This window comes from Gemmatimonadota bacterium (assembly GCA_016714015.1).
Lineage (GTDB): Bacteria > Gemmatimonadota > Gemmatimonadetes > Gemmatimonadales > Gemmatimonadaceae > Pseudogemmatithrix.
The window spans coordinates 280,073-305,975 of sequence record JADJNZ010000001.1 but is presented as its reverse complement, the minus strand read 5'-3'; the positions used below and the strand labels follow the sequence as shown (position 1 = coordinate 305,975).

Below are 25,903 nucleotides of genomic sequence, written 5' to 3'. Positions count from 1 at the left end.
AGATCGGGCGAGCGGCCGCGCAGCTGCATATTCTGGAGGTCGTCACGGCATGGCCAAGCGCGATTCAGCCCCACGCGGAGCGAGCGGACTGCCTCCATCCTTCTGGATCAACCCTGTGATCCGCTTCGCCGGCATCGCCGTGCTGCTCCTCGTCCCGTTGACGGTGAGCTGCGCCCGCCGCCCCGACCCGCGCCTGCTGGCCATCACCAACGTCACCGTCATCGACGTCGACGCCGGTGAGCTCCGCCCAGCCCAGACCCTCCTCATCGCCGGCGACACCATCGCCGCCGTCGGCCCGGCAGACTCCATCGACCTGCCTGCCCGCACGCGAACCCTCGACGGCCGCGGACGCTACGTCATCCCCGGCCTCTGGGACATGCACACCCACGCGCACCGGGACGGACGCGCACGCTGGCAGTACCCCGCGTATCTCGCCCACGGCGTGACCGGCATCCGCGACGCCGGCACCTTCGTGGATTCCGCGACGGCCTGGCGCGAGCGGCTGCGCACCGACACCCTCGCGCCCACGGTCTGGTGGGGCTCGCCGCCGCTCGATGGCGTGCCCGCGGTGCTGTCGTTCGGCATACCCATCGCGTCGCCCGACGAGGCCCGCGCCGCCGCGCAGCGGTTCCACGCGCTGGCCTACGACTTCCTCAAGGTCTACGATCGCCTCGACCCCGCGAGCTACCGCGCGCTCGCGGACGAGGCACGACGGCTGGGCATCCCCATCGAGGGGCATGTGCCGCTGCGCCTGTCGCCGGGAGCGGCGACCGTCGCCGGCCAGCGGACCATCGAGCATCTCACGCTCGTGCTCGAGTCGTGCATTCCCGGCACCCTCGCCTGGGTCGCCGCGGACACCGGCCGCGATGCGATGGGCCTGCTCGCCGATGGACGGCTGGCGGCGTCGCTCGACCGCTTCGACACGCGCACCTGCGATGCACTCCTCGACACCCTCGCCACCGCCGGGGTGTGGCAGGTCCCCACGCTCGTGCAGCTGCGCGGGGCGTTCGTCGAGCCGGGGGACGCGATCACCACCGACTCGCGCCTGCGCGTGGTGCCCGCGCCCGTGCGCGAGCGCTGGCTCGCGACGCGCGATGATTGGTCCGCCGACCAACGACGCGCCGGGCGGGCGGTGTACCGCCGGCAGCTCGCCCTCGTCGGTGCCATGCATCGCGCGGGCGTGCCGCTCCTCGCCGGCACCGACGCGAGCGACGAACCGTGGGTGATCCCCGGCGCGAGCCTCCATGACGAACTCGCGCTCTTCGTCGAGGCCGGCCTCTCCCCGCTCGAGGCGCTCCGCACCGCCACCTCCGCGCCGGCGCGTTACCGCGGAGAGTCCGGGCCGCTACTTTCCCGTGGCAAGCACGCCGACCTGGTGTTGCTCGCGGGGGATCCGACACAGGACATCGGCGCGCTGCAGCGCATCGAGACGGTCGTGCTCCGGGGGCGCGTGGTCACCCGCCGAGATCCGTGATCCGGCTTCCGCTCGCGCACTGACCCTGCACGCCGACCCGAGGAGGGGTTCACCGGATGCGAATGCCCGATCTCGATGCCCGCGCCGCGGACGTGCTCCTCGACATCACCCAGCCGGTGCCGCTCGACACCTGGAGCGCCGCCATGGGAGCGGTGTTCGTCGCCCTCGGCGTCTTCTACCTCTCGCGCCGGGAGAGACCGCTCGGCGCGAACTCCCGAGCCGACTCGACGCTCGCACGGTTGATCCCTTCCGCCGGGCGTGTGCTGAACGGACTGCTCGGCATCGCCTTCATCCTGGTCGGAGGCGGGGGCGCGGCATGGTTCGTCGTCATGCCACAGGTTCGGGCGGCGAACCTGCGCACCGCGGCGGCGTCGGCGCGCGCGGTGACCACCGCTGGTGTCGTGTCGGGGCTCCGAGACGACCCGGCGCATCGCGCACTCTCCTGGACCGTCGTCGCCGCGGAAGGGCCGCGGACATTCAGCTACTCGGAGTCGGGCCTCGGCACCGGCATGCGGGCGTACGACCGCCTGCGCGCCGCGATGCGCGATGGCCAGGAACTGCGTGTGGTCTCGGTCGACGGCGACCTGATCCGCATCGAGATACCCTGAGCTCCCGCACCCTCGCCCCTTGCGCGATCCTCCCTCACGCCCTAACCTACAACCACATGGTTGTACGTCCTGACCTCTCCGCCGCGGATCTCGACCGCCTCTTCCACGCCCTCGCCGACACGACGCGGCGCGACATCATCACGCGCCTCCTCGGCGGCGAGACGACGTCCGTCTCCGGACTCGCCTCCCGGTACGACATGTCGTTCGCCGCCGTGCAGAAGCACGTCGCCGTGCTCGAGGAGGCCGGACTCGTGACCAAGCACCCGCAGGGCCGCGAGAAGCTCGTCCGCGGCAACCCCGAGCGGCTCGCGCGCGCGCGCGAGCTCCTCCAATCGCTCGAACACCTCTGGGCCTCGCGCTTCCGCCAGCTCGACGCCCTCCTCGCCGAACCCCGTCCCCGGAAGGAGTAGCCCGATGCCGCTCACGTCGATCACGCCCGATCCCAAGACCCTCTCGCTGTTCATCGAAGCCGAGTACGCCGTGCCGGTGGAGCGGCTGTGGGAGGCGTACGTGGACCCGCGCCAGTTCGAGCGCTTCTGGGGGCCCGAGGGCTGGCCCGCGACCTTCACGCGGCACGACGTCGCCGTCGGCGGGGAGTCGCACTACTACATGACCGGCCCCGACGGCTCGCGGCACCACGGCTGGTTCCGCTTCCTCGCGGTCGATCCCCTCAAGTCGTTCGAGGTCGAGGATGGCTTCTCCAACCCCGACGGCTCGCGCAATGATTCGCTCCCGACGGCACGGATGATTTTTCGCTTCGAGCCGTCGGCGAAGGGCACGCGCTTCCACGGCGTCGCGAAGTACGCGAGCCTCGAGGCGATGGAAACGGTCCTGAAGATGGGGATGGAGCAGGGCGTCCGGTCCGCGATGGGGCAGATCGAGGCGGTGCTCGCCGACCTGAAGAGCTACGCCGCCGAGGCGGGGACCAACGCGCAGCTGCTGAACGACACGCAGGTGCGCGTGAGCCGCGTGATCCGCGGCACGGTGGAGCAGGTGTGGCGCGCGCATCACGCCGCCGCCCTCATGCAGCGCTGGCTGCTCGGCCCCGACGGCTGGACGATGCCGGTGTGCGAGGTCGCGACCACGGTCGGCGAGACCTACCGCTACGAGTGGGAGATGGTGGACGGCTCGCAGCGCTTCGGCTTCACCGGCGAACTGCTCGAGTCCGCGGCGCCCTATCGCGCGGTGACGTCGGAGCGGATGATCGGGATGGAAGGGCCGGGGACGCGCAACGAGCTCAGCCTCACCGCGCTGCCGGGCGGGACGCTCCTCTCGCTCCTCATCACGTACCCGAGCAAGGAGCTGCGCGACATGATCCTCGGCACGGGGATGACCGAGGGGATGGAGACGGGATATGCGCGGCTCGAGCGTGAGGTGCTGCGGGCCGCGTGACTCGCGCACGGTGACCGCCGGCGACGGTGATTCCAGTGGTGCGGACGGTCGCACTCCGTCGTAGCTTTGGCGTCAACCATCGAGGCGAGCCGTGACGGCCGACGACCAGCGGATCTACAGCGAGGAGGAGTTCGCGCTCATCCTGCGCAAGGCAGCGGAGGGGGCGAGCGGGTCCGGGACGCCCCGCTCCTCGCGCGAAGGCCTCACGCTGGCGGAGATGAGATCCGCGGCCGAGCAGGCGGGGATCGACCCGGCGCTTGTCGAAGGGGCGGCGCGCATGCTGGACCTGCGCACGAGGGTCTCGACGTTCGAACGGTTGATCGGCGGTGCCCTGCGACACGAACGCGACGCCCGCTTCCGTGTCGGGCTCGACGCGCAGGGCGCCGCGCGGGTCCTCTCAGCCGTGCGCTTGAGCACGGCGTTCCACAGCTCGGACCCAGGAGAGGCCAGCGCGCTCGGCATGATGTGGAAGGCGTCGGGCGACGGCAACGTCCTGAGCATCGTCGCGCGACCCGACGCGGTGGGCACGTCCGTATCCGTCGTCATCGATCGGCGAGGCACGTTCCTGCTCACCGGTGTGCTCACCGGGCTCGGCATGTTCATGTCCCTCGTCGTCGCGGCGGGCATCAAGAGTGTGGCACCGTCCCTCACGCCTTGGGTGGCCATCACCGGGATCGGAGGGGCGTGTGCGCTCGCGCGCGCGTTCTGGACCTCGTCCAGCAGCAAGGCGCAGGAACGGATCGATGCGCTCGTCGAGATGGTCGGACGAGCGCTCGCTTCGGACGAACAGGAACGCTGAGCGCATTCGTGGATACGAAGAGCGTCCGTGCACGCGAGCCGCACTACCTGCGGACCGCCGTGGCCCTGAGCGCCACGGCGTACCTCGGCTTCTGGTTCACCTACTTCGGCCCGAACCTCCGCGGCACCTATCCGACGGCCGCACCCGCGGTGCATCTCCACGGCTGGAGCTTCTTCGCGTTCTATCTCCTCCTGCCGCTCCAGGCGGGACTGATCCACGCGCGGCGCGTCCGCCTGCATCGCACGCTCGGTTGGAGCAGCCTCGCGCTCGCGGCCGTCATGACGGCCACCGGCACGCTCGTGCTCGGCGTGCAGATGGCCACCGCGCTCGCCTCGCCTGAGCCGGGCTTCTGGTCGGCGTGGGGACTGATGATCTTCGCCACGCTCGTGCTCTTTCTCGGGTTCTACATCGCCGCGATCGTCCTCCACCGCGACCGGGCGAGCCACAAGCGCCTCATGCTGGTGGCCGGCGCGGCAGGGCTGGGGGCGGCGGGGTTCCGCATCGTGATGACGATCTTCGGTCCCGTCGATTGGGCGACGCCCGTCGGGATCCTCGCCACCAACCTCTTCATCGTCGGCGGCATCGCGTACGATGCGTGGCGCGACCGGCGCGTTCACCCGGCCTACTGGTATGGATTGGCGATCTGCCTCGTCGTCGAGATCGGCGCATGGCTGGGCGTCTCGACGGGCGTCGGCCAGTCGCTCGGCCGCAGCCTTGCATGGGTGGGGAATTCCTTCGCCGGGTGGTACTGAGGTGAGGGGCCCCATGCGACGCGCTCGCGTTGCCGCTTCAATGCCGAGTCTCATCGTCGCCCTCGCCTGCACCGCCTGCATCTCCCTGCCCGCCGCACGTTCAGCCGAGACGCGCCCCGGCCCCACCGTCGAACTCTCCAACTCCGTCGCCTTCGCCCCCGGCGGCACCTCGCGCTGCGTCCTCTCCAAGCCGCTCTTCGAGTGCAGCGAACTCCTCGTCGGCGGCAGCGTCGGCATGACCTACGGCTGGATCTCCGACGGCCGCCCCGCCGGCCGCGCACTCGGCGCCGGACTCAGCGCCGCCGACGGACGCATCCTCCCGTACCTCGACTACTACCAGCAGCAGCGATCCGGCGAGTCCCCCCGCGGACTCGGCGCCCGCGTCGCCACGAGCATCGGGGGATGGACCGAGGTCCAGGCGTACGCGCGCGTCGATCACTGGCTCGCCTCGGGCCAGATCATCACCTGGAATCCCGCGATCGTCGCGATGACCGGACGGAAGGATGAATTCACCGCCGGCACCTTCGTCGGCCTCTCCAACTCCATCGGCCTGCTCACGCCGCGCCGGCGCAGTGCACTCGTGCCGTCGCTCTCGCTCGTCGTCGGGCGCGGCCATGGGGACCATCGCGTGGGGCAGAACGCGCGACGCTTCGGTCCGGAATGGGCCGTGTACGGCGGGGTCGGGATGACGTACACGTTCCCGGCAGGCCGGCGCTCACGTAGCGATTCGCCATCCTCGCGGACGGGCCCCGTTCCTGCCGCTCACGGCCGATAGCCGTCCTCCACCCGTCGCCACGATGTGAGCGGGATGTTGCTGCTGCTCCCCGCCTGTGCTGGCAGACGATACGTGAGCACGCCGTTCACGAGCTCGTAGCGACGCCGCTGTTCGGTCCCCTCCCAGTTGGGGAAGGCGGCGAGCGAGATGTGGAAGGTGAGCACCTCAGCGGCGGCGTCGACCGTGATCCACCCCACGTGCGAACTCATCCCGAGCACCGCCGCCTCGAACTCGGCGGGCGTGCCCTTTCGCTTATCGCCGGCTGCGAAACGTGCCCGGTCGGTCCGGAAGAGCTGCAGCGAATAGCGCCCCTGCGCATCGACGATCAGGAGCCCCTTCGGCGCGGCACCATAGGCCGGCACTCGAGTCCCGTCGGGCAGGACATCGTCGGCCGCGACGAGTTCCCACGTGCCGGCGAGCGGATGCCCGCCCGCGGGCGTGTCCGCGGGTGGGAGGCCAGGGACGACGGCCGCGAAGGGGAACGCACTCGCCGCGAGGAGGAACACGGCGCCGGCAGCAAGGGAGAGAAGGGAGGACATGATGCGCGCCGCCGCGAAGATGGTGATAACCGGTCCAGCAGGTTAACTTTGAACATACCCGACGCGCGCAACCTGTCAAGCAGGTTACGCACCATCCGAGGATCACTCTCCATGGCCATGGACGCCGAGCTCCGCGACGGCTTCCGCTTCCGCGGCGGACACCCGGCGCTCGACCTCACCGCGACACTCACCGGCCGGCTGCGCGACCGCCAGCAGGAGCTGCTGGCCACGCCGGCCGATCTCGCCCGCTGGCTCGTCGCCGCCGGCTTCGCGGCGCGAACTCCCGACGTCACAGTCGCCGCGCTCGAGCGGGCGCGCACACTGCGGGAGGTGCTCTACCGGCTCGCGATCGCGAGGCGCGAACGGCGCGCGCTCCCCGCCACCGAGCGGCAGGAGCTCAACCGGATCGCGCGACGCGAGCCAGCCGCGCCGGTGCTCACGCCGGACGGGACGGTTCGACTCGACGGGACCGCCGACGCGATGGTCGCCACGCTCGCGCGCCTCGGTGTGGAACTCCTTGGCGGCCAGTCCGCGCCGCGTATCCGGCAGTGCGACGGCGAGCACTGCGCGATCCTCTTCATCGACGCGTCGAGGAAGGGGGACCGTCGATGGTGTTCGATGTCTGCCTGCGGGAACAAGGCGAAGGCGGCGGATTTCCGCCGGCGGGCCGCGCGATGAGTCGCCTCGCCGGCGAGGCGCACAGGTGCCGTCGCTCTCGCTCGACGGACGAAGGCGATTCCCGCGGCGGACTGCCACCACACCCGCACAGCGGTTCACCTACTGCGACCGCGCGCCGCCGACACCATCATGGGGCATCCCTCTGCGGAGGCTGATCCAGTGCGCCGTGGTCTCCTGCGGATCCCGCTGCTCCTCCTGGTCGCGTCGCACGCGATGGCGTGCAGTGTCCCGTGGAACGCCGTTCGGCTCGAACCGCGACCTGAACCATCGGTACTGGTCGGCGCCGAGGTGCGCGTGGTGCGCACCGACGGCGAGACCTTCGTCGCCCGCGAGGCGCGAATCGAGTCCGACACCCTGGTGTACGTCACGCCCGGTGTGCCGGAGAACCGGCCCGCGCACTGGCCGAAGGTGCCGCCCGTGCGTGTCGCGATCCCGCTCGACGAGGTGCAGTCGCTCGAGGTGCGGAGCGTCCGGGACCTGAAGGAGCAGGAGACGATGTGGACGGTCCTGTTGCTCGTCGGTCTCGTCTTCGGCATCGACGCCTACAACGACTGCGCGATCTGCCACGGCGGCTGGTGACGAGTCGCCCGCGGAATCCGTACCTTCTCCGCATGATCGCCACCACGCCGCTGCGCCACCTCCGCGCGCGAATCCTTCCCGCGCTCCTCCTCTCGCTCGCCGCCTGCACCACCGGTGTCGGCACCGGCAGCGCCCCCGCCCCCGATCTGATCCTGCACAACGCGCGGGTCTACACCCTCGCCTGGAGCGAGCCCGCGACCGACGGCCGCCCCTCCGCCCAGGCGCCGTACGACTCCATCAACGGCTGGCATCACGACGCCTCCGCCGTCGCCGTGCGCGAGGGACGCATCGTCTTCGTCGGCTCCGACTCCGCCGCGCTCGCCCGCAAGGGACCCGAGACCCGGGTCATCGACCTCGAGGGCGGCGTCCTCCTCCCGGGTCTCGTCGATGCGCACACGCATGTCGCCGAGCTCGGGCAGTCGCTCGATCGCGTGAACCTCACCGGCATCGAGACCGAGGCCGAGGCGGTCGAACGCATCGTCGCGCGCGCCGCCGAGACGCCCAAGGGCGAGTGGATCCTCGGCTACGGCTGGGACGAGGGCGCCTGGGCCAACCGCTATCCCGACAAGCGTCTCCTGAGCGCGCGTGTCCCCGACCACCCCGTGATCCTTCGCAGCCTGCACGGCTTCGCCTCATGGGCGAACGAGCGCGCGCTCACCGCGGCGGGCATCACGCGCGAGACCGTCCCGCCGACGGGCGGCGAGATCCGCAAGGATGCGAATGGCGAACCCACGGGACTCGTGCTCAATCGCGGGGTCGAGCTGCTCGACGCGGCCATCCCGATCCCCGCGCCCGCGCAGCGCGATGCGCAGGTGCTGCGCGCCCTCCGCGTGATGGCCGCCGCCGGCTACACCGGCGTGCACGAGGCGGGCGTCGCACCGGACGTGATGGAGAGCTTCGAGCGGCTCGCCGAGCGCGACTCGCTGCCACTGCGCGTGTACGCGATGCTCAGCGCGCGTGACTCGGCGCTCATCCGTAGTTGGATCGCGCGCGGACCGTTCACCTCCGCCAACGGCATGCTCAGCGTGCGGTCGGTCAAGGCGTACTACGACGGCGCGCTCGGCTCCCGCGGCGCGCAGTTGCTCGCCGACTACTCGGACCGTCCCGGACATCGCGGCGTGAGCGGCGGCGCCTATGGCTTCGACCGCGCGCTCGTCGCCGACGCGATGAGCGCCGGCTTCCAGGTGGGCATCCACGCGATCGGCGATGCGGGCAATCGCGCCACGCTCGACTTCATCGACTCGGTGATGACCGCCGCCCCCAAGGCGCGCGGCCTGCGCCATCGCGTGGAGCACGCGCAGGTGGTGTCGCCGCCGGACATCGCGCGCTTCGCGGCGCTCGGCGTCGTCGCCTCCATGCAGCCGCCGCACGCGGTGGAGGACAAGGGATGGGCGGAGACGCGCGTGGGCTCGGCGCGCATCACCGGCGCGTATGCCTGGCGCACGCTGCGCGTGGCGGGCGCCGCGCTCGTCCTCTCGTCGGACCTGCCCGGCTCCGATTGGAGCCCGTTCTATGGACTGCACTCGGCGATCACGCGACAGGACACGACCGGCGCGCCCGCGGGCGGCTGGTATCCGGCGCAGCGCCTCACGCCGGAGGAGGCGGTGCGCGGCTACACCGTCTGGAGCGCCGAGGCGGGATTCGACGAGGACGACGCCGGCACCATCAGGGTGGGGAAGCGCGCCGACCTGACGGTGATGGATGTCGATCCGTTCCGCGCGGACGGGCCGGCGCTGCGGCGCGGGGCGGTGCTGCTCACGCTCTCCCGCGGGCGCGTGACGTTCCAGCGCTGAGCGGCGCGCGTGCCTAGAAGCGGATGCCGAGGCTCGGCATCACCACGCCGCGCTGTCCGCCCGGCGACGGTGAGACGCGCATCGCGAACGCGCCGATGCTGATCGCCCGCGCGCGCGCGAACGGCCGCAGCCGCAGGTCCGCGTAGGAGCCCACGCCGCTGCGCTCGTCCCCGTCGGACGAACGGGCGACCAACGCGCCGCCGCTGACGGCGAACCATCCCTCCTCGAAGCCGAGCCCGAGTTGCGCGTGCACGAGCGAGCCGCTGAGCACGGTGTGGCGGATCGGGGGCGGGCAATTCGAGGTCGGCAGGCACGGCGCGAAGCTGGGGATGGCGATCTCCTCGACGATCGACGGACCACCGAGCGCGCCGGCGCCGAGCACCAGCCGCGTGCGCGGGCTGATACGACCCGTCCATGTCGCGCGCACGGCCTTCGCATCCCACGCCGTGGACGTGCCGTAGAACGACGGCACGTCGAGCTGACGCAGTGCCGGGCCGATGGCGATCTCGAAGGCCTGCGCGCGGGCGCCGGCGAGCGGCAGCAGCGCGGCGATGATGCAGGCGATCGCGTGTGACGAACGGTTCGTCCCCATGACATCCTCGTGGTGGTCTCGCATCAATTCTACCCGGCGAGACGCGTGCGCATCACGCGCGCCAGTGGCCGTCGCGCGGAACGGCCGACATCATTACCGGGACGATTCGCAGGCCGTGTCGGCCGGAGGAGCACATGAGTTCGCGTCTGCAGACGTACGAAGCGCCGGGCATCACCGTGACGTTCGATCCGGGCATCTGCATCCACGCCGGCGCCTGCGTGCGCGGCCTGCCTGCGGTGTTCGACGTGCGACGCAAGCGATGGATCCACGCCGAGGCGGCATCGCCGGACGAGGTCGCGGCGCAGGTCGCGCGCTGTCCGTCGGGCGCGCTGCAGGTGAGCCGCACGGACCGGTGAGGGAACGGCGTTCACCACAGAGGGCACAGAGTACACAGAGAAGAGCGGAGAACTACAACGACTTGTGGGGAAGGCGCTTGGAGGACCGATCTCTCCGCCAAGCCCCCCCAAGAAAGGCAGTTCTCCGCCGTTCTCTGTGCCCTCTGTGCTCTCTGTGGTGAGCGGTTCCTCCTCCGCTACACGGCAGCCGGTGAGAGATCGTTCCACCATGAATGAGGAGTAGCCCGACGATGACCAACTTCCCCTTCCTCTCGACCGCGCAGTGGCTCGTCGTGCTGCGCGTGGTGCTCGGCCTCTACATGACCGCGCACGGCGCCACGCGCGCGGCGGTCGGCACGGTCGACGACTTCGGTGGCTTCCTCGCGGCGCAGGGTCTGCCCATGGGGGTCCTCGTCGCCTGGGGCATCACCATCAACGAGATCGTCGGCGGCCTGACACTGGCGAGCGGACGCTTCGTGCGCCCCCTCGCCGCCGCCTTCGCGTTCGAGCACTGCATGGGGATCATCCTCGTGCACGCGCCGAACGGATGGTTCACCGTCGGACATCAGAGCGGCGGCGCCGAGTACAGCGTGTTGCTCCTCCTGTGCTTCCTCCTCACCGCGTCGACGGCCCGGCGCGACGTGTCCGCCCGCGACTGAACCGCGTTCACCACAGAGGACACAGAGCACACAGAGAACGGCGGAGAACGACAACGACTCAAGGGGAACGCACTCGGAGGACGGATCTCTCCGCTAAGCCCCCCCAAAGGCAGTTCTCCGCCGTTCTCTGTGCCCTCTGTGCTCTCTGTGGTGAGCGGTTCAGGGCAACCGAACGAAACCGTCCCCCGCCAGCCGCGTAGAGGAGCCATACCCTCATCGAGGCTTCCATGTCGCGGTCCGGTCTGCTCCTCCTCTCGGCCCTCGCCGTCGTTGCACCACCGCTGACCGCGCAAACCGCCACCTCGCTGCGCCGCCTCGACGGCACCACCATCTCGCACGCCACCGCCGACTCCATCGCGCGCGCGTTGGTCGCCGAGCACGATATCACCGGCATGCAGGTCGCCGTCGTCAACGACGGCCGCATCACCTGGAGCGCCGCCTACGGCCTGCGCACCAAGGCCCCCGATCGCGCCATGGAACGCACGTCCATCACCTGGGCCGCCTCCATCACCAAGGCCGCTTTCGGCACCTGGGTCGTGCAGCTCTCTGAGAAGGGCCTCGTCGATCTCGACCAGCCCGTCGCGTCGATGCTGCGCCAGCCGCTCGTCTCGTACGAGGAGTGGGCCGACCGCTCGCGCGCGCTCGTCGCCGATCCGCGCTGGGCGCGAGTCACGCCGCGCATGCTCCTCTCGCTCACCTCCGGGCTCGGCAACTTCGCCATGTTCGAGCCCGACACGCAGATGCATCTCCATCACGACCCCGGCACCGCCTTCCGCTACTCCGGCGAGGGACTCAACGTCCTGCAGCTCGCCCTCGAGGAGCGCTTCGGCAAGTCGCTGCCGGAGCTCATGGACGCGGACCTCTTCCGCCCCCTCGGTCTCACGCGCACCGCCGTCGCGTTCCGCAGCGAGTTCGAGCCCGACATGGCCGATCGCTTCGGCACCGAAGGGCAGTTCCTCGCCAAGACGCGCCGCAACGCGCGCGCCGCCGGTTCGATGACCTCGAGCGCCGAGGACCTCGCGCGCTTCGGCATCGCGCTCATGGACGGACGCGTGCTCGGCAAGGCCGCGATGGAGGAGATGCTGCAGCCGCAGATCCAGTTGCGTGGCGCGCACCAGTTCCCGCTGCCGGATGATCCGCCGTTCAGCGCCGAGACCGAGCGCGTGGGGCTCGCGTATGGACTCGGGTGGGGCCTGCTCACGCGGACGCCGTTCGGGCCTGCCTTCTTCAAGGAAGGCAACGGCGACGGGGCGCGGACCTACATGATCTGCTTCCCGCGGCGGAAGGACTGCATCGTGATCCTCACCAACAGCGACAACGGGGCGTGGGCGTTCCGTCCGCTCATGGAGGCCGTGTTCGCGAACACGGTCACGCCGTGGGAGTGGGAGGGGTTCACCGAGAGCGCCCTGCGCGGGCGGGCGCCGTAGGGCGATACGCTGTAGCTTCTCGAGACCCACCTCGACGGGCCGTTGCCACTCGGCCCTACGGACCTCTCATGCTGCAGCGAATCTCCCGCCCCACCGCGCCGCGCACCACGGCCGCAGTCCTCTTCGCCGCGCTCGCCCTCGCCTGCGCCCCGCGCGCCACCGTGCAGTCCGCGGCATCCCCCGTCGCGGACGCGGCCCCTGCCGCGCACGACATGTCCAGCATGGCCGGCGGCCACGCGGGGCACACGATGACCGGCCTCGACGCCCCGGTCACCATCCCCCCGGGCGCGCTGTTCGTCGAAGCCGACGTCCGCTTCATGCAGGGCATGATCGCGCACCACGCGCAGGCGATCTACATGTCGCGGCTGGCCGAGGCGCACCGCGCCAATCCGCGCCTCCAGCGCTTCGCCATCAAGATCGACCAGTCGCAGACCACCGAGATCCACCAGATGCAGGGCTGGCTCCGCGCCAACGGGCAGTTCGTGCCGGACACCTCCTCGTATCACACGGTCATGATGCCGGGGATGCTCACCCCCGAGCAGATCGCCCAGCTCGACGGCGCGAACGGACCGGACTTCGATCGCGCCTTCCTCGTCCTCATGATCCAGCACCACGAGGGCGCCCTGATGATGGTGAAGGACCTCTTCGCGACGCCGCGCGCCGGCCAGGACGTGGACGTCTCGGTCTTCGCCAACGATGTCGTTGCAGTGCAGACCGCGGAGATCGGTCTGATGCGCCAGATGATCAGCAGCATTCCGCAAGGCCGTCCGTAACCCGCGACCGGAGTCCCGCCTCACATGCGTCAGATCCGCAGCTTCCTCACCATCACTGCCGCGGCCGGAGTCTTCGCCGCAGCGGCGACCGCCGGCGCGCAGACCTATCCCACCGGCACCGACCCGCGCGACGCGCTCGCCTCGGGGCGGCTCGACGCCGGCGTCGCCGCGAAGGGCATGTCGCTCGTCTCCTTCACCACCAAGCCGGCGCAGTTCGACACCGCGCGCGGCCTGACCTTCGCCAACTCGGACCTCGCGTTCGGCGGCGACTACGTCTATCAGGGCAACTTCGCCGGCTTCACCATCTGGGACGTGCGCGATGCCGCCCATCCGAAGATCGTCTCGGTGATCAAGTGCACCACGTCGCAGGGTGATCCCTCGATCTACGGCACGCTCCTCTTCATCTCGGCCGAAGGCAACGGCAACCGCAAGGACTGCGGCAGCGGCGGCGTGCAGAAGCCCGAGGACCACATGGCGGGCGTGCGCATCTTCGACGTGTCGGATCCGGCGAACCCGCGCTTCGTGATGAACGTCGAGACCTGCAAGGGCTCGCACACGCACACCATCGTGCCGCATCCGAAGAAGAAGGACGTCATCTATCTCTACGTCTCCGGCAGCCAGGCGGCGCGCCCCAACACCGAGCTCGCGGGCTGCGTGAACGGCGATGACCCGGCCGACGAGTCCAACTCGCTCTTCCGTCTCGACGTGATCCGCGTGCCGCTCGATCATCCCGAGCGTTCCACCGTGGTGACCGGCGCGCGCATCTTCACCGGCCTCGATGCGGCGCCGCGCGCCGCGGGTCGTCCGGCGCGTGGTCGGCCCGCTCCGACCGCCCCGGGTGCTGCGCCTGCGCCGCCGCCGGCCCCGACCGGCCCGCGCAATTGCCATGACGTCACCGTCTATCCCGAGCGCCACCTGCTCGCCGGCGCCTGCGGCAGCTACGGCCTGCTCGTGGACATCCGCAATCCCGAGAAGCCCGTCCGCCTCTCGGCGGTCGCCGACACCAACTTCTCGCTCTGGCACACCGCCGTCTTCAGCAATGACGGCCGGAAGGTCGTCTTCACCGACGAGTGGGGCGGCGGCACCTCGCCGATGTGCCAGAAGTCGAGCATGATGGAGATGGGCGGCAACACCACCGTCACCATCAGTGACGACCGCAAGTTCACGCAGCACGCGTACTTCAAGATCCCCTCGGCGCAGACGGCGCAGGAGAACTGCGTCTCGCACAACGGCGGCCTCATCCCCGTCCCCGGGCGCGACCTGATGGCGCAGGGCTGGTACCAGGGCGGCGTGAACGTCATCGACTTCACCGACGCCGATCATCCGTTCGAGGTCGGCTACTTCGATCGCGGCTCGATCGATCCGTCGCCGCTCGGCGCCGACGTCCCGGTCACGCCCGCTCCCGCTACGCCGCCGGCCGGCGGCCGCGCGCGCGGCACCATCGGCGGCTCGTGGGGCGCCTACTACTTCAACGGGTACATCTACTCGTCGGAGATCGACCGCGGCTTCGACGTGCTCGAGCTCAAGCCCACCGACCAGCTCTCGGCCAACGAGATCGCCGCGGCGCGCCTCGTGCGATTCGAGAACTACAATCCGCAGAGCCAGCCCCGCCTCGTCTGGCCCGCCGCCTTCCCGGTGGTGCGGTCGTACCTCGACCAGCTCGTGCGCAACCAGGGCCTCGCCGCGGCGCGCACCACGGCGATCGACCAGGCGCTCACGGCAGCCGAGGCGATGAGCGGTCGCGACCGTCGTCGTGCCCTCACGGCGCTGGCCGCCGAGGTGGACAAGGACGTGGCGGGTGCGAAGGACGCGGCGCGCGTGCGCACGATGGCGGCGGAGATCCGCCGGCTGGCGGCGGCGTCGCGGTAGGCATTACGCGCGGTAGGCAACCGTCGCGGGCGACGACGTTCGTCGTCGCCGCGGCGGTGTGCGCGCTGCTCGCGATGCTCCGCTACCCCGGGGGCACGCAGCTCGACGCGCACACCGTCGGCTACACGTTCGACCAGAACTTCCTGAGCGACCTCGGCATGACCGTCGCCTACGACGGTCGCCGCAACGCGCTGGGCAGCGCGCTCTTCGTGCTGAGCATGGGCGCGATGGTGATCGGCTTCGGCAGCGGACTCTGGCCGGTCATCCGTTCGTACGCGGCGCGCGCCGAGAGTCGCCGCGCCGCGCAAGCGGCGTTCGTGGCCGCGTTCGTCGTCTGCGCCGCGTTCGCGGGCGTCGCCCTCACGCCGGAGGATCGCGTGATGGAGTGGCATGTGCGCTTCACGCGCCTCGCGTTCCAGCTCGCGCCGCTCGTCCCGCTGTTCATGACGGTCGCAGCGGCGCGAGCGGACTCGGGCGCACGAAGGCTCGTCGCCGCGTGGCTGCTGCTCGCGGTCGTGATGATCGCGTATGCCCGGCTGATCACGTTCGGGCCCTCGACGGGCACGACGGACGGACTGCGGACGATGGTGCTCGCGCAGAAGGCGGTGACGATCGTCGCGGGCGCCTTGTTGCTCGTCGTGTGCGCGCGAAGCGCCGATCAGCCGCCCCGATAGCGCACCGCACGGGCCTGACGCGACCTGCATCGGCGTTGGTCGATCACGGGATGCCCCTCGTCGCACGCTCGACCGCGCGCGATGCACGCCGTTTCGACCGCGAAGCACCCTCGATATCGCTCGCAGCACCCTCGAGATCGCTCGCAGCGTCCTCGAACTCCCCCGGAGCACCCTCGATCGACCTTGCCAGATCCGAGTTCTCCCTTGCCACGCGCTCGATTCGTCCGGTCGCTCCCTCGTTGAGCCTCGCCACTCCCGTAATGTGTCTCGCTGTCCGCTCGTTCTAGCTCGCAGACCGCGAAACGAGACCGGTCAGGAGCGAAAGGAGACTCGCTGACCGCGCGTTCGAGCTCGCCAGAGGAGAATTCTCGCTCGCCACGCACTCGAGTCACCTCGCCACGCGCTCGTTGAGCCTCGCCACGCGCTCGTTGAGCCTCGCCACGCGCTCGTTGAGCCTCGCCACGCGCTCGTCGAGCCTCGCCACGCACTCGAATCGCCTCGCATCTCGCTCGTCGAGCCTCGCCACGCACTCGAAGCGTCCCGCATCTCGCTCGTCGAGCCCCGCCACGCGCTCATTGAGCCCCGCCACGCACTCGTTGAGCCCCGCAGCGCACTCGTTGAGCCCCGTCAGACATTTGTTGACGCTGCCAGATCACAAATCTGCACTCGCCGAACCGCCTGGCCGCTCGCACGACCGCGTAACTCCTTCTCCTGCCCCACGTTGTGGCGCTATTCTCCGGCGTGCCCTCCACGCCTCGCCGCCGCATCTGGCGCACCCCGACCCCCGCCTCGACCGAGGCCACGGGCCCTGATCGCGACGTCGCGCTGCTCCGCGACCTCGTGCACACCCTCCTCGTCGCCGAACGCGCCGACGAAGCGTTCCAGTTCGCCCTCGATCGCGCCTGTCCCGTCGTCGGCGCGTCGCTCGGGTCCGTCTTCGTCCTCGACGGCGCCTCCGAACTCATGCGCCTCGTCGCCGCGCACGCCTGGCCCGATCGCTGGCGTCCCTGGCTCGGCGAGATGCGTGTCCGCGTCGGCTTCGGACCCAGCGGCGAGGCCGTCAGCGAACGCCGCGTCATCGAGGTCCCCGACGTCTTCGCCGATCCCACCCTCGAGGACTGGCAGGAGGTCGCCGGCGAACTCGGCTTCAAGGCCCTCGTCGCGCTCCCGCTCCTCACCAACGGCGCGGTCGTCGGCGCGACCACCTTCTATTTCACCGACGCCGGCTCCCCCGACTCGCGCGTCCGCCACCTCCTCCGCGCCGTCGCCGACATCATGGCCGCGATCGCCGAGAAGTCGGACCTGCAGGACCGCCTGCGCCGCGCCGACGCCGCGCTAGATTCCATCAACGCCGTGAACCCCCCGACCGTACCGGTTGTCGAAGCAACAGAGGAAACCACGTGAGACACCAGCAGACCGGCCGCACCCTCCAGCAGCAGCGCACCTCGCTCCCCGCCGCGGACGTCCTCGAGGCGGCGCGCGAGTACTTCTCGCGTGGCTCGGGCATCTACTCCGCCTTCCTCGAGAAGCAGGGGCCCACCTGGATGAGCCTTCGCGGACAGGGCGGCGAGGAGATCGTCATCGCCGCCAACGAGGAGGCCGGCGGCACCGCCGTCACCGGCTCTTCCTATATGTTCGACGCGCAGGTCGCGCAGTTCCTCTCCACGCTGCCGCCCGCGGCGCAGATGGAGCCGGTCTCGTGAGCGCGCTCGTCAACGCGCTGCGCGCGCGCCCCGGCGTCGTCGCCCTCGGCACCGACGGTCCCGGCGCCATCACCGTGCGCGTGCAGGTCCCCGAACTGTGGGACACGCTCGCCGTGCGCTGCGGCGAGGGCGCGACCTGCCGCGCGCTCAAGCAGGCGGTGCTCGACGCCTTCGGCCAGCATCATCACCCGGCCGACGACTACGTGCTCAAGCTCCGCGGCTTCGAGGTGCTCGACGAGTCGGCCCCGGTGACCGTCGCCGGCGCGCGCGAGGGCTCGACCTTCCTCATGACGTACCGCCTCCGGCGGCCGGTCCGCTGACCGCCGCCGCGAGCACCCCCACGCCGAGCGAACGCGACGCCCTGCTGGCCGCGGCGGCGCAGCTGCGCGCCGAGGTCGGCCGCCGCATCGTCGGACAGGAGCAGGTGCTCGATGAGATCCTCATGGCGCTCGTCGCCGGCGGGCACGCGCTGCTCGTCGGCGTCCCCGGCCTCGCCAAGACGATGATGATCCGCGCCGTCGCCGAGGCGATGGCGCTCGACTTCCGCCGCATCCAGTTCACGCCGGACCTCGTGCCGAGCGACATCACCGGCACCGAGCTGCTCGAGGAGGATTCGCAGACGGGGCATCGCGCCTTCCGCTTCGTGCGCGGCCCCGTCTTCGCGAACATCGTCCTCGCCGACGAGATCAACCGCGCCCCGCCGCGCACGCAGGCCGCGCTGCTCGAGGCGATGCAGGAGCACCGCGTCACCGCCGCCGGCCAGACGATGCCGCTCCCCGAGCCGTTCTTCGTCCTCGCGACGCAGAACCCCATCGAGCAGGAAGGCACCTACCCGCTCCCCGAGGCGCAGCTGGACCGCTTCCTCTTCGACATCCGCATCGGCTATCCCGGCGCGGACGAGGAGGTCGCGATCCTGCGCGCCACCACCGGCGTTGGGCAGGCGGCGCTCACGCCGATCATCGACGCGGCGCAGGCGAAGGCGCTGCAGCGGATGACGCGCGAGATCCCCGCCTCCGATGCGGCGCTGCGCTACGCGGCCTCGCTCGCGCGCGCGACGCGCCCGAAGGGTGGCGAGGCGACGCCGCTCGTGGAGCAGTACGTGCGCTGGGGCGCCGGCCCGCGCGCCGGTCAGGCGCTCATCCTCGGCGCAAAGGCCGCCGCGCTCCTCGCCGGACGGCACGCCGTCGCGCCCGAGGACATCCGCCGCGTCGCGCGACCCGTGCTCCGCCATCGCGTCCTCCCCAACTTCGCCGCCGAGGCCGAAGGGATCGACGGCGAGCGGATCGTCGAGGACCTCATCGCGCGCGTGCCCGAGCCGCGCGGCCTCACCGGGATCTAGGCCGTGGCGGTGGGCCCGTACGGCGCGTTGCTCGACGCCGTGCGCGGCGTGCGATGGCTCGCGCGCGGTCCCGTCCCCGGCGGCGCCCCCGGTGCACACCAGGCGCGCACACGCGGCATCGCGCCGGAGTTCGCCGAGTATCGCCCCTATCGCCAGGGCGATGACCCGCGGCGCATCGACTGGAAGCTGCTCGCGCGCTCCGATCGCGCCTTCATCCGCTTGGCGCCCGACCACGCGACGCTCGGCACCACCTTCATCGTCGATGCGTCGGCGAGCATGGGCTTCGCGGCGAAGTGGACGCTCGCCAAGCGGCTCGTCGTCGCGCTCGCCGCGGTCGCGCACGCGAGCGCCGATCCGGTGGGACTCGTCGTCGCGTCGGCGAGCCGCGCGCGCCGCCTCCCGCCGCGGGCGCGTGGCGGCGTGATCGCCGAGCTGGCGCGCACGCTCGACGAGACCACCTGCGACGGCGCGATCGACCTCGCGCCCCTCGTCGCCGCCTCCGCGTCGCGCTGCGTGGTCGTCACCGACCTCCTCGGCGACGCCGACGCGCTGCGGATGGCCCTCGCGCGCCATCGCGCGCAGGGCGGCGAGGCGCACCTGCTGCATGTCGTCGCGCGTCGCGAGCTCGAACCGGACGGCGAGGCGGTGATGGCGACCGATCCGGAGGACGAGACCATCGCGCGCCCGCTCGTCGCCGACACGCGCGAGGCGTATCGCGCGCGCTTCGCCGCCTGGCGCAACGAGGTCGCCTCCCGCCTGCGCGCCGACGGCATCGCGTACCACGAGGTGGTCGATGATGCGCCGGCGGAGCAGCTCGTGCGTCGCATCGTGATGCCGGCCGGCGTCGCGCGCGGCGCGGCCGAGCCCGCCGGCGCGGAGCCGCGCCGATGAGCTTCCTCGCGCCCTGGGCCTTCGCCGTCGGCGTCTTCGCCGCGCTCGGCGCCGTGGTCCTGCATCTCCTCTCCACGCGCCGCCCGCCGCGCGCGGTGCTGCCGACGGCGCGCTTCGTCCCCGAGAGCGAAGCGCGCGCGGTCTCGCGCTCGTCGCGGCCGACCGATCTCCTGCTGCTCGCCGCGCGGATGCTCGCGGCACTGCTCATCGGGGCCGCCTTCGCACGTCCGGTGCTCGATGCGCCGGGGCCGAGCGTGCGCACCGTGGTGCTGCTCGACGCGTCGTCGAGCGTTCAGGATCGCACCGCCGCGGCCCGCGAGGCGACGGAACGGCTCGGCGAGGGCGGTGCGATCGTCGCCTTCGATACCGTCGTCCGCGCGCTGGGCACCACGGAGGTCGCGTCGCTCCGTGAACTCGCCGGTGCGCGCGAGGCGGCGACCGGCGTGGTCGATGCGAGCGGCGCGTATCGCGCCGGGCCCCCGCGCGCGGCGGACGGCATCCTCTCCGCGGCGCTGGTCGCCGGCGTGCGCGAGGCGCGCGTCATCGCGCGCGGCGCTGATTCGGTGCGGATGGTGCTCGTCTCGCCGCTCGCCGAGGAACTGTTCGATGCGGCGACCGCGGGCGCGCGCGCCGAGTGGCCCGGCGGGATCACGCTGGTGCGGCCCACGGGCGTGGCGGACACGCTGCGCGGGGCCGCTCCACGAGTCGACACGCCGCTCGCCGATGATCCCATCGCGCCGGCGCTCGCGGGCCTCCGCGCCGCGCGAGGTGCGCACGACGTGCGGCTCGTGCGCCGCGCGCTCGTCGCTGCCGACTCCGCCTGGGTGCGCGAGCCCGGCCGCGTGCTCGTGCATTGGCCGTTGGTCGAAGGAGAAGCCTCGGGCAACAACGCCGGCGTGAACACCACCACCGCACGCGCCGACGGCGTGACCGCCTTCGGGCTCCGCCCGGCCACGCTCGTCGCGCCGCTCGTGCGGCTCCCGCTCGCCGACTCCGCCGCGCGCATCATCGCCCGTTGGCGCGACGGTGCCGCCGCCGCCACCGAGCGCCGCATCGGCGCCGGCTGCGTGCGCGACATCGGCGCCGGCATCCCGCTCGCCGGCGACATCACGCTGCGTCCCGCCTTCGCCTCATTTCTGCAGGCGATGGTCGAACCCTGCGGCGGCGCGCGCGGCATCGCGGTGAGCGACTCCGCCGCGCGCGCCTTCGCGCGCGACGAGGCCGCCGTGCCCTCGCGCCTCCTCACCGCCGCCGTCGCCGCCGATGCGACGCTCGCCGCCTGGCTCCTCGGCGGCGCGCTCCTCGCGCTCGCCGCGGAGTGGATGCTGCGGCGCCGGAGGGACGGATGAGCGCCGCCGCGGTCGAAGCTCGCCTCCTGCGCGCCCGTCGCACGCTCGCGCTCGCCGTCGGCGCGCGCGCGCTGCTCGTCGCGCTCACCGTCGCGATGGGCGTCGCGCTGCTGCTCGTCGTCGTCGATCTCCTCGTCGGGCTCCCGATCGCGGTGCGACGGATCGCGTGGCCCATCGCGTCGCTCGCCGCGCTGCTCGTGCTGGCGCGCGAGATCGCGCAGCGCGTGAAGCCCGCGCTCGACGCGAATCTCGAAGCGGTCGCGCTCTGGTTCGAGCAGCGGATCCCGACGCTCCGGTACGCGCTGGTCACGGCGGTGGGGACCACGCCAGCCACTCCCGCAGGGGGCACGGTCGCGCGCACGGATATCACGCACGCGCTGCTCGCCCCGATCGCCGCCGCGCCGCTCGAGGACGAGGTACGCAAGGCGACACGCGCCGCGCTCCAGCGGCCCGCCATCCTCGCGCTCCTCGCCGCGGTCGCGTTCCTGCTCGTGCCCGCCGCCGCGCTGCGCCGCGTCGCGACGCCCGCCGTCGGCGACATCCTCGATCGGCCCGGCGCCGCCGCGCGCGCGGTCGCCGATCCGCTCGCGACCATCGTCGTCCGCGTGCGCCCGCCCGCGTACACCGGGCTCGGCGAAGAGGTCTTCGAGGATCCCTCGGCCGTCCGCGCGCTCGCCGGCGGGCGCATCACCATCGAAGGGCGCGGCGAGGGCGTGCGCGCCGTCGTCGGCGCTGCCTCGCTCACCGCGACCGCGAGCGGCGACCGCTGGCGCCTCACGCTCCCCGCACCCGCCGAGCCGCTCGGCGTCCGCCTGCAGGGTCCGGCGCGCGAGCGCGTGCTGGTGATCGAGTCGTTCGCCGACTCCGTCCCCGTGGTGCGGCTCGACCAGCCCGCGCGCGACACGGTGCTGCGCGCGGCGACCGGCACCGTGCAGCTCGCCGCCGACCTCACCGACGATCACGGCCTCGCCGACGCGGCCTTCGAGTACATCGTGAGCAGCGGGGCGGGGGAGACCTTCACCTTCCGCGGCGGGCGCATCGCCGCCACGCGCTACGCGGCGGGGACGGGGCGCGCGCAGCTCCGCGGCGCCTTCGCGCTCGACACGCTCAAGCTCGCGCCGGGTGACCTCGTGCACCTGCGCGCCGTCGCGCGCGACCGGAACGACGTCACCGGGCCCGGCGCCGGCGCGAGCGAGACGCGCACGTTGCGCATCGCCCGCGCCGATGAGTACGACTCGGTGAGCGTCGATCCCATGCCGCCCACCGAGCCGGAGAAGAACGCCCTCTCCCAGCGGATGCTCCTCCAGCTCACCACCGAGCTCCGCGCGCGCGAACGCCGCATTGGCCCGGTGCAGACCACGCGCGAGGCGCGCCAGCTCGCCGTGGAGCAGAACAAGCTCCGCAAGCGCGTCGGCGAGATCGTCTTCACTCGCCTCAACGAGGATCAGGGCGAGCACGCGCACTTCGCCGGCGACGGGCACGAGCACGGTACCGAGCGCCCGCTGAACCCCGATCAGGTCCTCGCCGCCGCCGAACGTGCCGCGAGCGTCGATCCCACGCGCAACCTCGAGGGCGAGGGCGACGAGACGCCGGTCGTCGCGATCAACCGTCCGCTCCTCGAGGCCTACAATCACATGTGGCAGGCCTCCACCGAGCTCGAGACGGGGAGTCCCTCCGGCGCGATCCCCTGGATGGAGCGCGCCATCGAAGCGCTGCAGCGCGCGCGCGCCGCCGAGCGCATCTATCTGCGCGGGCGTCCGCCGCGCGTGGTGGTGGATCTCGCGCGCGTGCGCGGCACCGGCAAGGAGAAGGGCGCGCCCTCCGCGCGCGCGGCGCGTCCGGCGCTCGACCCCGAGCGCGAGGCGCGGCTCGCGCGCTTCGACGGCGTGCTCGCGCAGGTCGTGGCTGATCCGCTCGCCGCGACCGATGCGCTGCTGCTCCTCCGCCTCTCGCTCCCCGCGTCCGAACGCGTCGCCGCCGATGCGCTCACCGCCGCCGCCGATGCGGTGCGACGAGGCGGGGACGTGACGGACGCGCTCCAGCGGGCGCGTCGCGCACTGGTGGGCGCGCCCGTCCGCACCGACGGCCTCGGCCCCTGGGGGATGTGATGGCCGACTTCACCTTCGCCACGGTGCAGTACGACTCGGGGGACTGGGACAGCGCGCCGCTCGTCCCCGCGAACCTCATCGACTCGCTCGCGCGCTACACCACGCTCGACGTCGCGCCCACCGGCGTGATCGTCCCGCTCGGGTCGCGCGACCTCTTCAAGTATCCGCTCGCGTACCTCACCGGCCATCTCCCGGTGCGCTTCTCCGACGTGGAGCGCACCACGCTGCGCGAGTACTGCGCGCGCGGCGGGCTGCTCTTCGTGGACGACCACAACCACGACATCGACGGCCAGTTCCACAAGTCGGCGTGGGAGGAGATCGCGCGCGCGGTGGGGCCGCTCAAGGACCTCCCCAACGACCATGCGATCTACCGGTCGTTCTTCCAGTTCGCCGACGGCCCTCCGACGACGAGCCACGAGCTCAACGGCTGGGGCGACAACCTCGTGCACAAGCACCTGCAGGCGGTGCTCAACGGCGACCGCATCGCCGTGCTCTACTCCAGCAAGGACTACAGCTCGGAGTGGAACTACCATCCCGACAACAAGCGCTACTTCTCGGTGGACAACACGAAGTTCGGCGTGAACCTGGTGGTCTATGCGCTCTCGCGCTGACCGCGAGCGGGTGGAGTGGCTGCTGCGCGCGGGGGCGCTCGCGCTGCTCGTGGTCGCGCTCGTGCGCCTCATCCTCGCGGGCACGGCGAGCGGGACGCCGTCGGTGCATGTGCGCGCCGAGGGCGGGTTGGAGGCGGGGGCGCGCGACTCGCTCGCCGCGCTGGCGCGGAGCGGCGCGCGCGTCACCTGGAGCGGCGCGGTCGCCGCGCTGGCGGTGGCGAGCGAACCGGTGCGCGATCCCTCGGCGCGGACGCGCATCGCCGTCGCCGGCGAGGCCGCGGCGACGCTCGGCGATTCGCTCGGCGCACTCGACTCGCTCGCGGCGGGGGGCGGCGCGCTCACGACGAGCGGGCTCGCGGGGCCGGTGCGCGTGCTGATGGTCGCGGGCACCGAGGCGGGCACCGCGGCGGGCGGCGCGGCGCGCACGGCGGCCTCCACGCGCCCTCCCCTCGGCGCGCGCGTGGGCCGCGTCCTCGTGCTCGGCCGGCTCGGCTGGGAGACGAAGTTCACCATCGCCGCGCTCGAGGAGGCGGGATGGCTCGTCGATGCGCGCCTGCGACTGGCCGACACGCTGCGCATCACGCAGGGGGGCACTGCGCCGCTGTCACTCGCGACGCACGCCGCCGTGGTCGTGCTCGACACGGCGGTCGGCGCGCAGGCGGCCGCGATCGCGCGCTTCGTGCGCAGCGGCGGCGGCCTCGTGCTGGCCGGCGATGCGGCGGGGGCGCCGGCCTTCGCCGCGCTCGCACCGGCGCGCGCCGGCGCCACGGAGGAAGGCGAGCGCGACGCCTTCGATCGCGACGAGCCGAAGCATGCGTTGCCATTCCGTCCGCTCGTCTCCCTCCGTGCCGACGCGGTGCCGCTCGAGCGGCGCGACGACGCGGTCGCCATCGCGGCGCGACGCCTCGCCGCGGGGCGCGTGGTGCAGGTCGGCTACGACGAGACCTGGCGCTGGCGGATGCAGGCCGAGCGGGATGGTCCGGCGGCGCATCGCGCCTTCTGGAACCAGCTCGTCGCGACCGCTGCGGCGGCGGTGCCGTCGTCCACCGCGGACACCGCGCGCGCGGGATCCGCGCCGATCGTACGCACGTTCGACGAGGCGCCGCTCGCCGCGCTCGTGCAGCGGCTCGGTCCCGCCGTCGCCGACGCGCCGGCCACGCGCCCCGTTCCCTCCTCACTCCCTGCCTGGTCCGGCGCCGTCGCCCTGCTCCTGCTGCTCGCGGAGTGGGCGTCGCGCCGGGCCCGAGGTGCCGCATGACGCTCGCCTTCATCTCGCATTCCGACGTCGGGATGCACGACAACGGCTGGAACCATCCCGAGCATGTGGGCCGCATGCGCGCCATCACGCGCGCGATGCGCTACCACCCCGAGCTCTTCATGGCGCTGGAGCATGTCGAGGGGCGTCACGCGACCGAGGCGGAGCTCGCGCTCGCGCACACGCCGGCGAACATCACGCGCGTGCGCGAGATGAGCGAGGCGGGCGGCGGCCGCTTCGACGCCGACACCACCGCGAGTCCCGGCTCGTGGGCCGCGGCGACCGCGGCGGCCGGCTGCGTGCTCGAGGCGGTGGAGCGCGCGATCGACGGCCGCAACGCGCGCTCGTTCGTCGCCGTGCGGCCGCCGGGCCATCACGCGTTGCGCGACCAGCCGATGGGCTTCTGCCTCTTCGGCAACGTCGCCATCGGCGCCCTGCGCGCGCAGCAGCTCGGCGCGCGCCGCGTGCTCATCGTCGATTGGGACGTGCACCACGGCAACGGGACGCAGGCGATCGTCGAGACCAATGCCGACATCCACTTCATCTCGATGCACCAGTGGCCCTGGTATCCGGGCTCGGGGGCGGCGGAGGATCGCGGGCCGCACGGCACCGTCTGGAACGTCCCGATGCCGGCCGGCCTCCCGGCCGCCGCGTATCGCGAGGCGCTCCTCACGGCGATCGACGCCGCGACCGATGGCTGGTCCCCGGACCTCGTGATGATCTCGGCCGGCTTCGACTCCCTCGCCGGCGACCCGCTCGGCGGCTTCTCCCTCGAGCTGGACGACATTCGCGCCCTCACGCGGACGCTCGTCGAGCGCGCCCAGGGATGGTGCGGGGGCCGGGTGGTGAGCGTGCTCGAGGGCGGCTACGAGCCCGACCGGGTGGCCGAGGCGGTCGTCGCGCACCTCGAGGCCCTGCGGTAACTTCTC

29 protein-coding genes are annotated in these 25,903 nt (G+C 72.1%); 26 read left to right on the top strand and 3 right to left on the bottom strand.

The window, feature by feature from the left end:
• The first annotated feature begins 115 nt into the window (after positions 1-115).
• The 7 genes from IPJ78_01260 to IPJ78_01230 all read left to right on the top strand — a co-directional run bounded on the left by IPJ78_01260 (position 116) and on the right by IPJ78_01230 (position 5,800).
• Positions 116-1,474 carry an amidohydrolase family protein gene (locus tag IPJ78_01260; GenBank protein MBK7905172.1) on the top strand — a complete coding sequence of 453 codons (1,359 nt, stop codon included), beginning with the start codon at positions 116-118 and terminating at the stop codon, positions 1,472-1,474.
• A gap of 56 nt (positions 1,475-1,530) precedes the next feature.
• Positions 1,531-2,082: a hypothetical protein gene (locus IPJ78_01255; GenBank protein ID MBK7905171.1), complete on the top strand. Its 552-nt coding sequence runs from the start codon at positions 1,531-1,533 to the stop codon at positions 2,080-2,082.
• A 56-nt stretch (positions 2,083-2,138) separates the two neighbouring features.
• Positions 2,139-2,492 (top strand): winged helix-turn-helix transcriptional regulator, encoded by a 354-nt coding sequence (locus tag IPJ78_01250; GenBank protein ID MBK7905170.1) that lies wholly within the window; start codon positions 2,139-2,141, stop codon positions 2,490-2,492.
• 4 nt (positions 2,493-2,496) lie between these two features.
• A complete protein-coding gene (locus IPJ78_01245; protein MBK7905169.1) occupies positions 2,497-3,474 on the top strand; it encodes an SRPBCC domain-containing protein in 978 nt (325 codons plus the stop codon).
• 91 nt (positions 3,475-3,565) lie between these two features.
• On the top strand, positions 3,566-4,273 hold the full coding sequence (locus tag IPJ78_01240) for a hypothetical protein (protein MBK7905168.1): 708 nt from the start codon (positions 3,566-3,568) through the stop codon (positions 4,271-4,273).
• An 8-nt stretch (positions 4,274-4,281) separates the two neighbouring features.
• Positions 4,282-5,025 carry a hypothetical protein gene (locus tag IPJ78_01235; GenBank protein MBK7905167.1) on the top strand — a complete coding sequence of 248 codons (744 nt, stop codon included), beginning with the start codon at positions 4,282-4,284 and terminating at the stop codon, positions 5,023-5,025.
• Positions 5,026-5,038: 13 nt separating this feature from the next.
• On the top strand, positions 5,039-5,800 hold the full coding sequence (locus IPJ78_01230) for a hypothetical protein (GenBank protein ID MBK7905166.1): 762 nt from the start codon (positions 5,039-5,041) through the stop codon (positions 5,798-5,800).
• On the opposite strand, the gene IPJ78_01225 is transcribed toward IPJ78_01230, so the two are convergent.
• Positions 5,788-6,339, bottom strand: a complete 552-nt coding sequence (locus IPJ78_01225; GenBank protein MBK7905165.1) for a lipocalin-like domain-containing protein — start codon at positions 6,337-6,339, stop codon at positions 5,788-5,790. The two genes, IPJ78_01230 and IPJ78_01225, sit on opposite strands and share 13 nt — an antisense overlap.
• A 111-nt stretch (positions 6,340-6,450) precedes the next feature.
• Here IPJ78_01225 and IPJ78_01220 point away from each other — a divergent pair, with 111 nt between their 5' ends.
• The 3 genes from IPJ78_01220 to IPJ78_01210 all read left to right on the top strand — a co-directional run bounded on the left by IPJ78_01220 (position 6,451) and on the right by IPJ78_01210 (position 9,389).
• Positions 6,451-7,017, top strand: coding sequence for an ABATE domain-containing protein (locus IPJ78_01220; GenBank protein ID MBK7905164.1), 567 nt, complete (start codon positions 6,451-6,453; stop codon positions 7,015-7,017).
• Between the two features lie 159 nt (positions 7,018-7,176).
• Positions 7,177-7,596 carry a hypothetical protein gene (locus tag IPJ78_01215; protein ID MBK7905163.1) on the top strand — a complete coding sequence of 140 codons (420 nt, stop codon included), beginning with the start codon at positions 7,177-7,179 and terminating at the stop codon, positions 7,594-7,596.
• Between the two features lie 32 nt (positions 7,597-7,628).
• The gene (locus tag IPJ78_01210; GenBank protein MBK7905162.1) at positions 7,629-9,389 is read left to right on the top strand and encodes an amidohydrolase; all 1,761 of its coding nucleotides are present in this window, start codon (positions 7,629-7,631) and stop codon (positions 9,387-9,389) included.
• Between the two features lie 13 nt (positions 9,390-9,402).
• Here IPJ78_01210 and IPJ78_01205 read toward each other — a convergent pair whose 3' ends face one another.
• Positions 9,403-10,005 carry a hypothetical protein gene (locus IPJ78_01205; protein MBK7905161.1) on the bottom strand — a complete coding sequence of 201 codons (603 nt, stop codon included), beginning with the start codon at positions 10,003-10,005 and terminating at the stop codon, positions 9,403-9,405.
• A 110-nt stretch (positions 10,006-10,115) separates the two neighbouring features.
• On the opposite strand from IPJ78_01205, the gene IPJ78_01200 reads away from it, so the two are divergent.
• From IPJ78_01200 to IPJ78_01175, 6 genes are all read left to right on the top strand, one after another.
• Positions 10,116-10,337 carry a (4Fe-4S)-binding protein gene (locus IPJ78_01200; protein ID MBK7905160.1) on the top strand — a complete coding sequence of 74 codons (222 nt, stop codon included), beginning with the start codon at positions 10,116-10,118 and terminating at the stop codon, positions 10,335-10,337.
• Positions 10,338-10,609: 272 nt separating this feature from the next.
• The gene (locus tag IPJ78_01195) at positions 10,610-10,975 is read left to right on the top strand and encodes a DoxX family protein (protein ID MBK7905159.1); all 366 of its coding nucleotides are present in this window, start codon (positions 10,610-10,612) and stop codon (positions 10,973-10,975) included.
• Positions 10,976-11,202: 227 nt separating this feature from the next.
• Entirely contained in the window at positions 11,203-12,402 is a 1,200-nt protein-coding gene (locus IPJ78_01190; protein MBK7905158.1) for a beta-lactamase family protein, read from the top strand.
• Positions 12,403-12,470: 68 nt separating this feature from the next.
• Positions 12,471-13,175 carry a DUF305 domain-containing protein gene (locus IPJ78_01185; protein MBK7905157.1) on the top strand — a complete coding sequence of 235 codons (705 nt, stop codon included), beginning with the start codon at positions 12,471-12,473 and terminating at the stop codon, positions 13,173-13,175.
• A gap of 24 nt (positions 13,176-13,199) precedes the next feature.
• The gene (locus IPJ78_01180; GenBank protein MBK7905156.1) at positions 13,200-15,044 is read left to right on the top strand and encodes a hypothetical protein; all 1,845 of its coding nucleotides are present in this window, start codon (positions 13,200-13,202) and stop codon (positions 15,042-15,044) included.
• Positions 15,045-15,118: 74 nt separating this feature from the next.
• Positions 15,119-15,718 carry a hypothetical protein gene (locus tag IPJ78_01175; protein ID MBK7905155.1) on the top strand — a complete coding sequence of 200 codons (600 nt, stop codon included), beginning with the start codon at positions 15,119-15,121 and terminating at the stop codon, positions 15,716-15,718.
• Between the two features lie 388 nt (positions 15,719-16,106).
• On the opposite strand, the gene IPJ78_01170 is transcribed toward IPJ78_01175, so the two are convergent.
• Complete coding sequence (locus tag IPJ78_01170) at positions 16,107-16,286, bottom strand: hypothetical protein (protein MBK7905154.1); 180 nt, start codon at positions 16,284-16,286, stop codon at positions 16,107-16,109.
• 173 nt (positions 16,287-16,459) lie between these two features.
• Here IPJ78_01170 and IPJ78_01165 point away from each other — a divergent pair, with 173 nt between their 5' ends.
• The 10 genes from IPJ78_01165 (at position 16,460) to IPJ78_01120 (ending at position 25,897) form a co-directional block, all read left to right on the top strand.
• On the top strand, positions 16,460-17,122 hold the full coding sequence (locus IPJ78_01165; GenBank protein MBK7905153.1) for a GAF domain-containing protein: 663 nt from the start codon (positions 16,460-16,462) through the stop codon (positions 17,120-17,122).
• Positions 17,119-17,421 (top strand): hypothetical protein, encoded by a 303-nt coding sequence (locus IPJ78_01160; GenBank protein ID MBK7905152.1) that lies wholly within the window; start codon positions 17,119-17,121, stop codon positions 17,419-17,421. Before IPJ78_01165 ends, IPJ78_01160 begins: the two co-directional genes overlap by 4 nt.
• A complete protein-coding gene (locus tag IPJ78_01155; GenBank protein ID MBK7905151.1) occupies positions 17,418-17,741 on the top strand; it encodes a hypothetical protein in 324 nt (107 codons plus the stop codon). The genes IPJ78_01160 and IPJ78_01155 overlap by 4 nt, the downstream gene beginning before the upstream one ends.
• A 122-nt stretch (positions 17,742-17,863) precedes the next feature.
• Complete coding sequence (locus IPJ78_01150; GenBank protein MBK7905150.1) at positions 17,864-18,760, top strand: AAA family ATPase; 897 nt, start codon at positions 17,864-17,866, stop codon at positions 18,758-18,760.
• Between the two features lie 3 nt (positions 18,761-18,763).
• Entirely contained in the window at positions 18,764-19,651 is an 888-nt protein-coding gene (locus tag IPJ78_01145; GenBank protein ID MBK7905149.1) for a DUF58 domain-containing protein, read from the top strand.
• Positions 19,648-21,000, top strand: coding sequence for a BatA domain-containing protein (locus IPJ78_01140; GenBank protein MBK7905148.1), 1,353 nt, complete (start codon positions 19,648-19,650; stop codon positions 20,998-21,000). The genes IPJ78_01145 and IPJ78_01140 overlap by 4 nt, the downstream gene beginning before the upstream one ends.
• Complete coding sequence (locus tag IPJ78_01135) at positions 20,997-23,108, top strand: hypothetical protein (protein MBK7905147.1); 2,112 nt, start codon at positions 20,997-20,999, stop codon at positions 23,106-23,108. Before IPJ78_01140 ends, IPJ78_01135 begins: the two co-directional genes overlap by 4 nt.
• Positions 23,108-23,719 carry a DUF4159 domain-containing protein gene (locus IPJ78_01130; GenBank protein ID MBK7905146.1) on the top strand — a complete coding sequence of 204 codons (612 nt, stop codon included), beginning with the start codon at positions 23,108-23,110 and terminating at the stop codon, positions 23,717-23,719. Before IPJ78_01135 ends, IPJ78_01130 begins: the two co-directional genes overlap by 1 nt.
• On the top strand, positions 23,703-24,977 hold the full coding sequence (locus tag IPJ78_01125) for a hypothetical protein (GenBank protein ID MBK7905145.1): 1,275 nt from the start codon (positions 23,703-23,705) through the stop codon (positions 24,975-24,977). Before IPJ78_01130 ends, IPJ78_01125 begins: the two co-directional genes overlap by 17 nt.
• Entirely contained in the window at positions 24,974-25,897 is a 924-nt protein-coding gene (locus IPJ78_01120) for a histone deacetylase (GenBank protein ID MBK7905144.1), read from the top strand. The genes IPJ78_01125 and IPJ78_01120 overlap by 4 nt, the downstream gene beginning before the upstream one ends.
• The last annotated feature ends 6 nt before the right edge of the window (positions 25,898-25,903 follow it).

What these genes read in the sequence shown, in the direction of transcription:
- IPJ78_01255 (MBK7905171.1), top strand. Translation starts at nt 1,531, where the DNA reads ATGCGAATGCCCGATCTCGATGCCCGCGCCGCGGACGTGCTCCTCGAC.
- IPJ78_01250 (MBK7905170.1), top strand. Translation starts at nt 2,139, where the DNA reads ATGGTTGTACGTCCTGACCTCTCCGCCGCGGATCTCGACCGCCTCTTC.
- IPJ78_01245 (MBK7905169.1), top strand. Translation starts at nt 2,497, where the DNA reads ATGCCGCTCACGTCGATCACGCCCGATCCCAAGACCCTCTCGCTGTTC.
- IPJ78_01230 (MBK7905166.1), top strand. Translation starts at nt 5,039, where the DNA reads ATGCGACGCGCTCGCGTTGCCGCTTCAATGCCGAGTCTCATCGTCGCC.
- IPJ78_01225 (MBK7905165.1), bottom strand. Translation starts at nt 6,339, where the DNA reads ATGTCCTCCCTTCTCTCCCTTGCTGCCGGCGCCGTGTTCCTCCTCGCG.
- IPJ78_01220 (MBK7905164.1), top strand. Translation starts at nt 6,451, where the DNA reads ATGGCCATGGACGCCGAGCTCCGCGACGGCTTCCGCTTCCGCGGCGGA.
- IPJ78_01210 (MBK7905162.1), top strand. Translation starts at nt 7,629, where the DNA reads ATGATCGCCACCACGCCGCTGCGCCACCTCCGCGCGCGAATCCTTCCC.
- IPJ78_01205 (MBK7905161.1), bottom strand. Translation starts at nt 10,005, where the DNA reads ATGCGAGACCACCACGAGGATGTCATGGGGACGAACCGTTCGTCACAC.
- IPJ78_01200 (MBK7905160.1), top strand. Translation starts at nt 10,116, where the DNA reads ATGAGTTCGCGTCTGCAGACGTACGAAGCGCCGGGCATCACCGTGACG.
- IPJ78_01190 (MBK7905158.1), top strand. Translation starts at nt 11,203, where the DNA reads ATGTCGCGGTCCGGTCTGCTCCTCCTCTCGGCCCTCGCCGTCGTTGCA.
- IPJ78_01185 (MBK7905157.1), top strand. Translation starts at nt 12,471, where the DNA reads ATGCTGCAGCGAATCTCCCGCCCCACCGCGCCGCGCACCACGGCCGCA.
- IPJ78_01180 (MBK7905156.1), top strand. Translation starts at nt 13,200, where the DNA reads ATGCGTCAGATCCGCAGCTTCCTCACCATCACTGCCGCGGCCGGAGTC.
- IPJ78_01175 (MBK7905155.1), top strand. Translation starts at nt 15,119, where the DNA reads ATGCTCCGCTACCCCGGGGGCACGCAGCTCGACGCGCACACCGTCGGC.
- IPJ78_01150 (MBK7905150.1), top strand. Translation starts at nt 17,864, where the DNA reads ATGGCGCTCGTCGCCGGCGGGCACGCGCTGCTCGTCGGCGTCCCCGGC.
- IPJ78_01140 (MBK7905148.1), top strand. Translation starts at nt 19,648, where the DNA reads ATGAGCTTCCTCGCGCCCTGGGCCTTCGCCGTCGGCGTCTTCGCCGCG.
- IPJ78_01135 (MBK7905147.1), top strand. Translation starts at nt 20,997, where the DNA reads ATGAGCGCCGCCGCGGTCGAAGCTCGCCTCCTGCGCGCCCGTCGCACG.
- IPJ78_01130 (MBK7905146.1), top strand. Translation starts at nt 23,108, where the DNA reads ATGGCCGACTTCACCTTCGCCACGGTGCAGTACGACTCGGGGGACTGG.
- IPJ78_01125 (MBK7905145.1), top strand. Translation starts at nt 23,703, where the DNA reads ATGCGCTCTCGCGCTGACCGCGAGCGGGTGGAGTGGCTGCTGCGCGCG.
- IPJ78_01120 (MBK7905144.1), top strand. Translation starts at nt 24,974, where the DNA reads ATGACGCTCGCCTTCATCTCGCATTCCGACGTCGGGATGCACGACAAC.